The organism is Rhodovibrio sodomensis (genome assembly GCF_016583645.1).
GTDB classification, from domain to species: Bacteria; Pseudomonadota; Alphaproteobacteria; order Kiloniellales; family Rhodovibrionaceae; genus Rhodovibrio; species Rhodovibrio sodomensis.
Window position 1 is genome coordinate 1 of the sequence record NZ_NRRL01000134.1, and the last position, 12,183, is coordinate 12,183.

At 62.7% G+C, this 12,183-nt stretch carries 9 protein-coding genes and 1 pseudogene; 8 read left to right on the forward strand and 2 right to left on the reverse strand.

The window, feature by feature from the left end; genetic code table 11:
* Positions 1-892: GDP-mannose 4,6-dehydratase (gene gmd, locus CKO28_RS24060; RefSeq protein ID WP_200343435.1), on the reverse strand; the 892-nt coding region annotated here is incomplete at its 3' end.
* Between the two features lie 46 nt (positions 893-938).
* Between gmd and CKO28_RS24065 the strand changes: the two genes are divergently transcribed.
* From CKO28_RS24065 to CKO28_RS24100, 8 genes are all read left to right on the forward strand, one after another.
* Entirely contained in the window at positions 939-2,225 is a 1,287-nt protein-coding gene (locus CKO28_RS24065; RefSeq protein WP_200343436.1) for a nucleotide sugar dehydrogenase, read from the forward strand.
* Positions 2,222-3,208 (forward strand): SDR family NAD(P)-dependent oxidoreductase, encoded by a 987-nt coding sequence (locus CKO28_RS24070; protein WP_200343437.1) that lies wholly within the window; start codon positions 2,222-2,224, stop codon positions 3,206-3,208. Before CKO28_RS24065 ends, CKO28_RS24070 begins: the two co-directional genes overlap by 4 nt.
* A 142-nt stretch (positions 3,209-3,350) precedes the next feature.
* The gene (locus tag CKO28_RS24075) at positions 3,351-4,190 is read left to right on the forward strand and encodes a class I SAM-dependent methyltransferase (protein WP_200343438.1); all 840 of its coding nucleotides are present in this window, start codon (positions 3,351-3,353) and stop codon (positions 4,188-4,190) included.
* A 64-nt stretch (positions 4,191-4,254) separates the two neighbouring features.
* Entirely contained in the window at positions 4,255-5,706 is a 1,452-nt protein-coding gene (locus tag CKO28_RS24080) for a flippase (RefSeq protein ID WP_200343439.1), read from the forward strand.
* Positions 5,707-5,832: 126 nt separating this feature from the next.
* On the forward strand, positions 5,833-6,969 hold the full coding sequence (locus CKO28_RS24085) for a glycosyltransferase (RefSeq protein WP_200343440.1): 1,137 nt from the start codon (positions 5,833-5,835) through the stop codon (positions 6,967-6,969).
* A 174-nt stretch (positions 6,970-7,143) separates the two neighbouring features.
* Positions 7,144-9,078 carry an asparagine synthase (glutamine-hydrolyzing) gene (gene asnB / locus CKO28_RS24090; RefSeq protein WP_200343441.1) on the forward strand — a complete coding sequence of 645 codons (1,935 nt, stop codon included), beginning with the start codon at positions 7,144-7,146 and terminating at the stop codon, positions 9,076-9,078.
* A 98-nt stretch (positions 9,079-9,176) separates the two neighbouring features.
* Positions 9,177-10,562 (forward strand): hypothetical protein, encoded by a 1,386-nt coding sequence (locus CKO28_RS24095; protein WP_200343442.1) that lies wholly within the window; start codon positions 9,177-9,179, stop codon positions 10,560-10,562.
* A gap of 45 nt (positions 10,563-10,607) precedes the next feature.
* Complete coding sequence (locus CKO28_RS24100; RefSeq protein ID WP_200343443.1) at positions 10,608-11,657, forward strand: IS5 family transposase; 1,050 nt, start codon at positions 10,608-10,610, stop codon at positions 11,655-11,657.
* Positions 11,658-11,989: 332 nt separating this feature from the next.
* Here CKO28_RS24100 and CKO28_RS29670 read toward each other — a convergent pair.
* A pseudogene (locus CKO28_RS29670) lies at positions 11,990-12,183 on the reverse strand (ATP-binding protein); the annotation flags it as partial.

The window sequence follows — 12,183 nt, forward strand, 5'->3', positions numbered from 1 at the left end:
GGACGTGGTCGCGGTCGCTCTCCACCATGTCGCGCACCAGGTCGTCGAAGCTGTGCCGGGGCTCCCAGCCGAGCTTCGCCTTCGCCCGGCTCGGGTCGCCTTCCAGGTGGTTGACCTCGGTCGGGCGAAAATAGCGCGGGTCGACCACGACCAGCGTGCGCCCGGTCTTGGGATCGATGCCGACCTCGGCCGCGCCCGCGCCCGACCAGGCGATCTCGATGCCGGTGTGGGCGAACGCCCGCTCGACGAAGTCGCGCACCGTGTACGCGGTGCCGGTGGCGAGCACGTAGTCGCCCGGCTGGTCCTGCTGCAGCACCCGCCACATCCCCACGACGTAGTCGCGGGCATGGCCCCAGTCGCGCTTGGCGTCCAGGTTGCCCAGATAGAGCTTGTCCTGGAAGCCCGCCTCGATCGCCGCCACCGCGCGGGTGATCTTGCGGGTGACGAAGGTCTCCCCGCGGGTCGGCCCCTCGTGGTTGAACAGCACGCCGTTGGAGGCGTGCATCCCATAGGCCTCGCGGTAGTTCACCGTGATCCAGTAGGCGTACAGCTTGGCCGCCGCGTACGGGCTGCGCGGCTGGAACGGGGTGTCCTCGTTCTGCGGCGGCGCGGCGTTGCCGTACAGCTCGCTGGTCGAGGCCTGGTAGAAGCGGGTCTTCTCCAGCCCCAGGATCCGGATCGCCTCCAGCAGCCTGAGCGTGCCCAGCGCGTCGGCGTTGGCGGTGTACTCCGGCGTCTCGAACGACACCTGCACGTGGCTCTGGGCGGCCAGGTTGTAGATCTCGTCCGGCTGCACTTCCTGGACGATCCGGATCAGGTTGGTGGCGTCCGCCAGGTCGCCGTAGTGCAGGATGTTGCCGGCCAGGGAAAGCCTTGTTTCAGGCCGACCCACACTTTATTACCTAGCCGGCAGATACCAGGACTAGGCACAGCGTACAATGCAGCTTCCCGACTTGGAGACGGCGCCTATCGCGGTTATCGGGCTGGGATACGTTGGGCTGCCGCTCGCCTTCGAGTTCGCAGCGCGGCACGATGTCGTCGGATTCGACATCGGTGAGACGCGCGTTCGCGAGCTGCTGGCCAGCCACGACCGGACCCGTGAGGTGCCGGCTGAGTGGTTTGACGCGCCGGCGCGCCGGCCGGCGTTCACCAGCGATCCGGAGGCGCTCAGGGACTGCAGCGTCTTCGTTGTGACTGTCCCCACGCCGATCGACGCGCACCGCGTGCCGGATCTTGGGACCTTGCTCTCGGCGAGCCGCACGGTGGGACGGGCTCTGAAATCCGGTGATCTCGTGATCTACGAGTCGACCGTTTATCCGGGCGCGACGGAGGACGAATGCGTACCGATCCTGGAAAGCGAATCCGGCTTGCGCGTGAACGTGGACTTCGCGGTCGGTTACAGTCCCGAGCGCGCGAACCCGGGCGACCCGGAGCACCGGATCGTGGATATCGTGAAGGTCACGGCGGGCTCGACACCGGATGCGGCCCAGCTGGTGGACCGGCTGTACGCGTCAATCGTACGTGCCGGAACCCACAGGGCACCCTCGATCCGCACCGCGGAGGCAGCCAAAGTGATCGAGAACACCCAGCGCGATGTCAACATCGCGCTCGTCAACGAGCTCGCCATGCTGTTCCGCCGGCTGGGCCTGGATACGAGCAAGGTGCTGGCCGCAGCGCGGACCAAGTGGAACTTCCTGCCGTTCAGCCCCGGGCTGGTCGGCGGCCACTGCATCGGTGTCGACCCTTACTACCTGACCTACAAGGCGCAGGCCGTGGACCATCACCCGGAGATGATCCTGGCCGGCCGGCGCACCAACGACCGCATGGGGCAGTACGTCGGCGACCGGGTGATGAAGCTCATGACCGCCAAGCGCATCCACGTGGTGGGCGGGCGCGTGCTGATCCTGGGTGTGACCTTCAAGGAGAACTGCCCGGACACGCGCAACAGCCAGGTCCGCTCGCTGGCCCGGTCGCTGCAGGCCTATCACGCCGTCGTCGACCTGCACGATCCCTGGGCCGACCCGGAGGGGGTCGCCGCAGAGTTCGGCCTCCGCCCGATCGAGACACCGGAGACAGGTAACTACGATGCAGTAGTGCTCGCCGTGCCGCACCGCGACTACCTGGAAATGGGCGCCGCCGGCGTACGGGCCTTCGGGCGCGATCCGGCGGTCGTCTACGATATTAAATCTGCCATGCCCAAGGACGCTTCGGACGAACGCCTATGACCGTTCTCGTCACCGGTGCCGCCGGCTTCATCGGCTCGCACGTCGCCGGCTCCCTGCTGGACCGCGGGGATCGAGTGGTTGGTCTGGACGACCTGAACGCGTACTACGACCCGGCGCTGAAGCGCGCGCGCCTGGAACGCCTGCAGGACCGGGGCGACCAGTTCGCCTTCATCCGCGCCGACGCCGCGGACCGGGCGGTGGTCAACGAGCTGGTCGACGCCACCCCTGACATCCACGGGATCGTCCACCTGGCCGCGCAGGCGGGGGTGCGCTACTCGCTCGAGAACCCCTGGGCCTACGTCGATGCGAACATCCACTCGCAGCTCACCGTGATGGAGGCCGCGCGCCGGCTGCCCGACCTGAAGCACCTGGTCTACGCGTCCTCCTCCAGCGTCTACGGCGGCAACACCAAGCTGCCGTTTTCCGTGGACGATCCGGTCGACCAGCCGGTCTCGGTTTACGCCGCCAGCAAGCGCTCGGCCGAGCTGATGGCGCAGACCTACGCGCATCTTTACCGCCTGCCGATGACGGGCCTACGCTTCTTCACCGTCTACGGGCCCTGGGGCCGGCCGGACATGGCCGCCTACATCTTCACCAAGGCGATGTTCGAGGGCCAAGCGATCCCGGTCTTCAACCACGGCCGGATGAAGCGTGACTTCACTTATATCGACGACATCGTTGCGGGCGTGCTGGCCGCGCTCGACCGGCCGCCGGCGGACCTTGGCGCGCCAGGCCGCCCCCATCGGCTGTACAATCTGGGCAACCACAAGACCGAGGACCTGAGCCACTTCATCGCCATCCTGGAACGCGCGACCGGCCGTACCGCGCAGAAGCACATGCGCAAGATCCAGCCGGGCGACGTGCCGGCGACCTACGCCGACATCGACGCCTCAATCCGCGACCTGGGCTTCCACCCGGCCACCACGATCGAAGACGGCCTGCCGAAGTTCGTGTCATGGTTCCGGGAGTACCACAGGCTCTAGGCCGCCGAGGTCACAGAGGGGACCCGGGCGACCGCTCCCCTCGTTTAGCCGGCCCAAGGTCGAAGTCGGGTGGGACTGGCGCGCTTCGCGGCGCTGAGACGTTTCCCTAGACTCCGAATACCCAAGCAAAAGGCGACGAATCATGGGTTTCCCGCCGTCGAGCCTGATCGTGATCCAGCGGCATATGCCGGCGCACGGTCGTATTTTGACGATCGGCCGACAGATATTGCACCGCCGACGCTCGCTCCACAGCAAACAGGCTGCGGATCACGCTGAGGTGTTCGCGGACTACATCCACCGCACACACCCCAGTGTCGCCGTGGAGGCGCTCGATGGGTCAGCCTACGAAGGCGCTGAAATCGTTCACGATCTGAACGTCCCGATCGAGCCCGACTCGGCCCTGGCGGCCAACACCTACGACATGGTCCTGGACGGCGGTACGCTGGAACACGTCGCCAACCCGCTCGCCGGTCTCTACAACTACCTGACGCTACTCAAAGAGGGCGGCGTGCTTTACGTGCAAACCCCGGCGACGAACTATTTCGGCCACGGCTTTTATCAATTTAGTTCTGATTTTTTCTACCGTTTCTGTAATGCAACCGGCGGTGCGGAGGTGCTGGACTGCTTTTTGGAAGAACATCGCCTCAACAACCCGGCCCTGACTCGCAACCGATACTACGATGCGCCGGATCCCGCGCATGTCAACCGGCGTACCATGATGCATACGCGGACCCCGGTGCTGATCCACGTTGTCGCGCGCAAGACCGGCCCCACCCGCCTGCCGCATGCCCTCGTGCAGTCCGATTACCAGACTGTCTGGCACGGCGAAAAAACCCGCCTGGCCAGCGGACGCGCAACGGGACTTGCCAAGAGCCTAGGAAAGGCGGCTCCGTGGAGCTGGTACATCCTGGACCGCCTAAGGATGGCCCGATCGATGCGCCTCGGACGCACCCCGAATTTCCCGCGGCGCACGGGGCCATGACGACGAGGCATATTCTACCGTATGGCGTGTTTCGCGGCATCTCCTCCCAGGCGTCTTGAGCCGTATGATGCACCAACTCTTCCTAAGCATTAAAAACACTCATGCCTTCTGGAAAGCTAAAATTTTCGAGGCGACGAAGTCTAAAACAAAACTACTTTTTATGATTACTCGCTCTAAGATCCCAGCAAAACACGACGCAGGCACTCCAATTTCCTTACGCATCTTGATTCACAACGCGAAGAAAATCGCGAGGAAGCGCGGGCTCGCGAGCATCGTGATACAGGCGCTAAGCCGTTTGATCGGTATTGCGCTGTCGATCTTTCTGGCTCGTATGCTCGGCGCCGACGCGTTCGGTATATACGCTTATGCATTCGCCATAATGAGTCTCATGATGATCCTTGGTGAAATAGGTGTGCCGAACCTTTTAATGCGCGAGGTAGCCGCCGCTTACAGCCGGCAGCACTGGGGCTTAATGCGCGGCGCGTTGGTCAGAAGCGCTCAGGTCGTCGTGTCGATTAGCATCGTTATAACCATCGCAAGCCTTTTCGTCGTTTATACACTAGTTGAACATTTCAGAGCGACGACCTTCACAACCACGATAATTATGCTCGTCACGATGCCAGTGGCTGTATGGGGAAAATCTGTGGCCTACGCGCTTCGCGGACTGAATTGGGAGCTAGCCGGCCAATCGGCTGAATTACTGTTACGTCCGCTTTTCGCATTTCTCATCGTCGTGACAGCCTTTCTGGCGATGCCGCAGACGAGAACACCTGAGTTCGCAATGTTTAGTCAATTACTGGGTGCCTGTATCACCCTTACCGTCGCCGGTTGGTGGCTTTCGCGCGCTCTTCCGAAGCAAAGTGTGCCGGGTCAAATCAACTTCCGGGACCGGCATTGGGGGCCCAGCACGTTGCGGTTCACGTTAATTAGCGGCGGCCTTGTTCTCAACAATCAGCTCGACATAGTCATGCTTGGCTGGTTCGCGGCTGACGAGGAAGTGGGTGCTTATCGGATTGCGATGCAGGGGGCTTTACTTGTCGCCTTTGGCATTCAAGCTGTTAACCGTGTCGTGTCGCCCAAAATTTCTGCCTTGTATGCACGTGGAGAAATGGAGAGATTGCAAAAAATTGTCAGTCAAAGCGCAAGACTAATATTTATATTCAGCTTACCAATAGGATTTACGATGATTTTTTTTGGGGAGTCGGTCGTAGTATTCGCTTTTGGTGCAGAGTATGGCGCGGCACATTTACCTCTAGCGATCTTGGCGGCCGCACACGTCGCGAAATCCCTATTCGGCCCTGTTGCGGCCCTGTTAAACATGACCGGTTTTGAAAAAAAGACGTTCTGGGCAATTGGCGCAGCCGCTGTTGTGAATGTTGCCCTGAACCTGGCGTTGATCCCGAACTTTGGTAGCACAGGTGCCGCCTCCGCCTCGGCGGCGAGCCTGCTGGCTTGGCACACTATCCTGTACATCCTAACCCGCCGCACGATCGGTATCAGGTCTGATGTCGTGTAGTCATTTTGCAAAACGCGATCAGTCGATCCCGTATGTCCTCACTCGGCTCCGTGCAGACGGTCGAAGACAATATTTGCATAGGCCATGTCTGATCACCGACAGCTTTCATTAGAACTGGGCGCGTAGATGCCTAACAGGCTCCTCTTTGTCACGACGGGTCTTGGCACCGGCGGGGCCGAACAGGCGCTGTACAGGCTGCTGGCGTCAGGCCTCGGCCGCGACCGACAGGTGAGCGTAGTGTCGCTCCGCGACGAGGGCACCCATGGCCAGCCGATCCGGGCGCTGGGCCACGAGGTTTCATGCCTGGGCCTCGGCGGACGGTTGCCGAGCCCGGGCATGCTGGTAGAGTTGGCGAGGCGGGTCCGCGCGTTCCAGCCGGACGTGATCCAGGGATGGATGTACCACGGCAATCTGGCCGCGAGCCTGGCCGCGCGGCTGGCGCCGGGACGGCCGGCCGTGACCTGGGGCATCCGGCAGTCGCTCTATGGGCTGACGCGCGAGAAGTTGGCGACGCGCCAGATCATCCGCGCTAACCGCTGGCTGTCGCGCGGACCGGGCGCGATCGTCTATAATAGCCACGTCTCGCGAAGCCAGCACGAGGCGTTCGGCTTCAGTGGCGCGCGCGGGACCATCATCCCCAACGGCTTCAACCTCGACCGGCTGGCCCCGTCGTCGGATGTCGCACGGCGAGTGCGTTCGGAGTTGAGCGTGCCGGCGGATGCCCGGTTGATAGGCCATGTCGCGCGCCTGCATCCGATGAAGGACCATCCAACATTCCTACGCGCGGCGGTCACGCTCGCACGCGAGCTTCCGGACTTGCGTGTCCTGCTGGTCGGCCGCGCGGTCGACCTGGTCAGTCCTGAATTGTCCGGGATCGTACCCGACGACATGACCGGCCGCTTCTTGTGCCTCGGCCAGCGTCCCGACGCGGCGGCCCTGATGCAGGCGCTAGATGTCTTCTGCCTAAGCAGCAACAGCGAAGCCTTCCCGAACGTTCTCGGCGAAGCGATGGCCATGGAAGTCCCGTGCGTAACCACCGATGTCGGCGATGCTGGGCGGATCGTGGGCGATACAGGGATCGTAGTGCCGCCCGGGGATTCCGCCGCCATGAGCCGCGGCCTCTCCGATCTGCTGACGCGGCCAGTGGAGGCCCGCCGGATCCTGGGCCGCGCCGCGCGGCAGAGAATCGAATCGCACTACAGCATGACGCGGGCGGTAGAAGCGTACAACGCGCTCTACCGGGATCTGGCCACACGCATCTGACAGGCCGCCGGTGCCGCCCGCACCTCTGAATGCTTGCGATCAGCCGGGCGACATCCTTCCCGGCCCCCTTGTGCCGGCACAGCGACCCGGGTAAGGGAGGCGACGCGAGCGCAAAGATCGGGCACCGCGCCAAGGTGGACCTCCGCTTTTCCTTCGCGAGCAGAAGGCGCATTCATGTGCGGCATTACCGGATACTGGGGCGGACGCCGTGTCGACGCCGGGCTGGCGGAGCGCATGGCCGACCGCATCCAGCACCGCGGACCCGACAGTTCGGGTGTCTGGCTGGACGAGCAGACCGGGGTCGCGCTCGCTCACCGGCGGCTGTCAATTCTCGACCTTTCGCCCGCTGGCCATCAGCCCATGGTCTCACCCTGCGGCCGCTACGTTCTCGTCTACAATGGTGAGATCTACAACCACCCGGACTTGCGCCGTCGGCTGGAAGCTGAAGGTGGCGCGTTCTCCTGGCGGGGCCATTCCGACACCGAGACGCTGCTGGCCGCGCTCCGCTACTGGGGCGTTCAGGGCGCGCTCGAGCGAGCCAACGGGATGTTCGCCTTCGCACTCTGGGATACCGAGACGCGCCGGCTGTTCCTGGCGCGCGACCGGATGGGCGAGAAGCCGCTGTACTACGGACGCAGCGGCGGCACTTTCCTGTTCGGCTCCGAACTGAAGGCGTTGACCGCGCACCCCGACTGGCAGGGCGCAATCGACCGGGACGCGTTGGCGCTTTACATGCGCCATAACTACGTGCCGGCTCCGTGGAGCATCTACCAAGGGATCGCAAAGCTTCCGCCGGCCAATTACGTTACGATCGGCGACGGCGGACGCGAGATCGGCGAGCCTAAGGTCTACTGGGATCTGGCGACCGTCGCCGAACGCGGTGCGGAGGCGCCCGCAGGCGAGCCGGACCGCATGACCGAGGAGCTGGACGGCCTGCTGCGCGACGCGGTCCAGCGCCGGATGGCCTCCGACGTCCCGCTGGGCGCGTTCCTGTCGGGCGGCTACGATTCAAGTACGATTGCGGCCCTGATGCAGGCGCAGAGCACGCAGCCCGTCAAAACCTTCTCGATCGGCTTCCACGAGGCAGGCTACGACGAAGCGCAGCATGCCAAGGCGGTCGCACATCATCTGGGGACTGACCATACTGAACTCTACGTTACGCCGGACCAAGCGATGGACGTGATCCCCAAGCTGCCGGCGATCTATGACGAGCCGTTCGCGGATTCCTCGCAGATTCCGACGTTCCTGGTCAGCCAGCTGGCGCGTCGCCACGTCACCGTCACGCTGTCGGGCGACGGCGGCGACGAGCTGTTCTGCGGCTACAATCGCTACCTGATGGGCTACGATGTCTGGCGGAAGCTGCGCGTCCTCCCCCTGGCCGTTCGCCGCCAGATCGCCTGGCTGTGCCGCAACGCCCCCGGCCAGGCTGTCGACGCTGCGATGCGCAGCCTGCCCAAGCGCTTCCAAGTGTCCGCCCTGGCCGACCGCCTGCCCAAGCTGGCGGAGGTGCTGGCGCACCCTGACGGCGAATCCTTCTACCGCCAGCTGGTCTCGCACGCGAAGGCCCCCGAGGACTTGGTGATCGGTGCGCGGGAGCCGGCCACTATCCTCAGCCAGCCCGACGGGCTGCCGGACCTGCCTGGGCTCCGCGAGCGGATGATGTATCTGGACATGCAGACCTACCTCCCGGACGACATCCTCACCAAGGTCGACCGAGCGAGCATGGCCGTCAGCCTCGAGGCTCGGATCCCGCTTCTGGACCCGCAGGTCGTGGAGTACGCCGCCAGCGTGCCGATCAACCTCAAGTACCGCGGCGGCGAAGGCAAGTGGCTGCTGCGCCAAGTCCTGTACCGCTACGTGCCTCGCACGCTCATGGACCGACCAAAAATGGGCTTTGGCGTACCGATCGAACACTGGCTACGCGGTCCGCTGCGCGACTGGGCGGAAGACCTGCTCGACGAGACACGCCTGCGCGACGACGGCGTACTCGACCTCGCGCCTGTGCGCCGGATGTGGCAGGAACACTTGGCCGGCACGCGGCGGTGGCATTATCATTTGTGGGATATTTTGATGTTTCAAGCTTGGCGCCGGACCGTGCAGGGGTCATGACAATGACCAGACGGATTGACGCTGCGTAGGCGACGCAGCCTAGCAGTTGAAGCTCCCAGACATTCCCTTGGCGTAGCCGCAAGCCACAAAGGGTAACGATGCCAGTCAGCGAAACTACCCAGATCTGCGTCTATATTACGCTGGGTCTCCTCATTCTGATGGTGGAGTTGGGGAGACCGCGCCCCTTTCCTTACGACATACTGACACTTTTCAACCTTTCCTATTTCCTATATTTTGTGGTCGCGCCGCTGCATCTGATCCTTGGCGGGAGCGCGTACACCCGACAGGATTGGATTTTCCACGCGCACGGCGCCGGCTCTATTTCCATCGCACTTTGGATCTTCGTTTCCTATATCCTCGTTATATTGGGATACATTGTAACGCCGCACGTTCAGAGCCTAAATAAAACGGGAACGTTGGACCCGCTTGTCTGGCGCATAGCGGCGGCCGTTTCGTTTTCACTTGGCGTTCTTGGCTTCGTGGCGTATGCGGCCGTTGTCGGGTCGGTCAGCGCTGCGATCTTAAAGGCCTCTTTCATACGACAAGGCACAGTCGAAGTCTCGGGCGGCTTGTTTTTTATGAAACATTTCATCAGTATGCTGATTTCAGGAACGTTTTTTTTGTTCGTGGTAGCCCACGAAAGGCGCCAGAAGGCTCATTTGGATTTTAGTTTTGCTTTAAAATGGATCGCGGTTTTCTTCGTGGTGGTTGTTTTTGTAGGACTTGTCGAACAAGGTCGGCGTGTGGTCCTTTTTCCGATCGTCGTTTTGTTTTTGTTGTTGAGCAATTATTATACGCGGTGGAATGGGCGTGCGCTGCTCGCCCTCTTCCCTGTGTCGATCGGGGTTATGGTTTTTTGGGATGTTTTCGGATGGATTTTGGGCGGCGAGGTTCATTTAGACCGGCTCTACGATCGCGTGGCCACACTTGGTTATGCCTACCAAATGGCCTTCCGACCGATGGCCGACGCATACATCCATTGGGTCAAGATGATCCATTACGATGGGGAACTCTGGGCCTTCCAGGATTTTCTATCTTGGCCTCTACACTTGGTCCCCGGAAGTCTCGTCGGTCCTGTTTCAGTGCCGACGGTCTTAGAGCACACCACGTGGTTCATTCGGGGCATGAGCAATCAAGACATCGCCGGTGAGCCACCGGCCTTCCACGGCTACTTTTATATGAGCGGTGGCGTTCCAGGACTTCTCATCGGCAGCGCCGCCTACGGTACAGTGTTGCGCATTCTGCACGGTCTCACAAGGCCATCCCCTTCCACGTTAGGCAGTCATCTCGTGTATTTATGGATCGCTATCGGCGCAGTCTATTTCGTAAGACATGGTATGTTTCTTTCAATCATCCTTGAACGTTTTCATTGGTGGGTCGGCTTAGCCCTCGTCTTGATCGTGGGTCTTATGATTCGGACAGGGCGGTCCGCAGCCCAAACTCCTAATCGCGGGCACCTCGAAAAATCTCGCGATCCAGCGTGATCCCGGTAGAATCGCCGATGTAGGGGCGATGACTGGGAGGTTCTGATGGGCCAGATGGGCTTCTTCGATGTCTCGAAGCGCTACGCCGGGCTGGATGCAAAGGCGGATCCGCTGGTGAAGCTGAACGCCATCGTGCCCTGGGCGGATTTCCGGCCGCAGCTGGAAGCGGTCTGGCGGCAGTCGCCACAAGAGCGGAAGTCGAAGGCGGGCCGCAAGCCGTGGGATGCGGTCGTGATGTTCAAGGCGCTCGTGGTGTGCGAGCTCTACAACCTCTCCGACGAGCAGTTCGAGTACCAGGTGCGCGACCGGCTGTCGTTCATGCGCTTCCTCGGCCAGGGTCTTGAGGATCCGGTGCCGGACGCGACGACGGTCTGGCAGTACCGTGAGCAGCTGGTCCAGGCAGGGGTGGTCGACGAACTGTTCGGCGCCTTCGATGGCTACCTGAAGACCCAAGGCTGGCTGGCGATGGGCGGGCAGATGATCGACGCCTCGATCGTGCCGGTGCTCAATCAGCGCAACAGCCGGGACGAGAATGCCGCGATCAAGGCGGGCGAGACGCCGGAGTGCCGGGCCGACAAGCCGGCGAAGAAGCGCCAGAAGGACACCGACGCGCACTGGACGAAGAAGCACGGCAAGTCGCACTACGGCTACAAAAACCACGTCAACGTCGACCGGCGGCACAAGCTGATCCGGCGCTACAAGGTGACCGACGCGGCCGTCCACGACAGCCAGGTCATCGACGACGTGCTGGACGACGACAACACCGCCTCGGACGTCTGGGCCGACAGCGCTTACCGGTCAGCGGAGATCGAAGGCAAGCTGGAAGACCGCGGCCTGAGGAGCCGCATCCACCGGAAGGGCCATCGCAACCGCCCGCTCAGCACGCGCGAGAAACAGGGCAACAAAACCCGGTCGAAGGTCCGCGCCCGGGTCGAGCACGTGTTCGGCGCGCAGACCAACGACATGGGCGGCACGCTGGTGCGCAGCATCGGGATCGCCCGCGCCAAGGCGCGGATCGGGCTGAAGAACCTGGCCTACAACATGCGCCGGGCGGTACATCTCGATGGGCTGGCCGCCGCCCGCGGCCCGACGTAAGCGAGACGATCACAGGAGAGGTGCGTCTGGAGCGCAGCTGACCGGGCAAAAACAACCGAAAAAAGACGCAGAACGGTGCCCGCCGGGGCGTTCAGCTGCAAACCTGGCTCAATATCGGCCCACAAGCGGCTGCGCAGCTGCATTTATCGAAGTGCTGTAGCGCGTCAAGCAACGTGACCGGTTGAGCGACAAGGTCGTGGCCGGTGCGGATCGATGATGTTGAGGGCTTAGTTCGTGGTGTCGTCACCTCCTTCTCGATTGTTGTCGGTTTGGTTGTCGCCGAGGCTGTCGCTGTCGGTTGACGCGGCGTCATCCGGCTCGGTTCGGCGGCTGGCGGCAGGTCGCCGACGATAGCTCTCGACGTTCAGCTCGAGGATGGTCGCATAGTGGACCAGCCGGTCGATCGCCGCGACCGTCATGGCGCGGTCGGGGAATATCTGTTCCCAGGCGCTGAACGGCTGGTTGGCCGCCACAGCGAGGCTACGGGTCTCGTAGCGCCTTGCGATCAGCTCGAACAGCACACTGG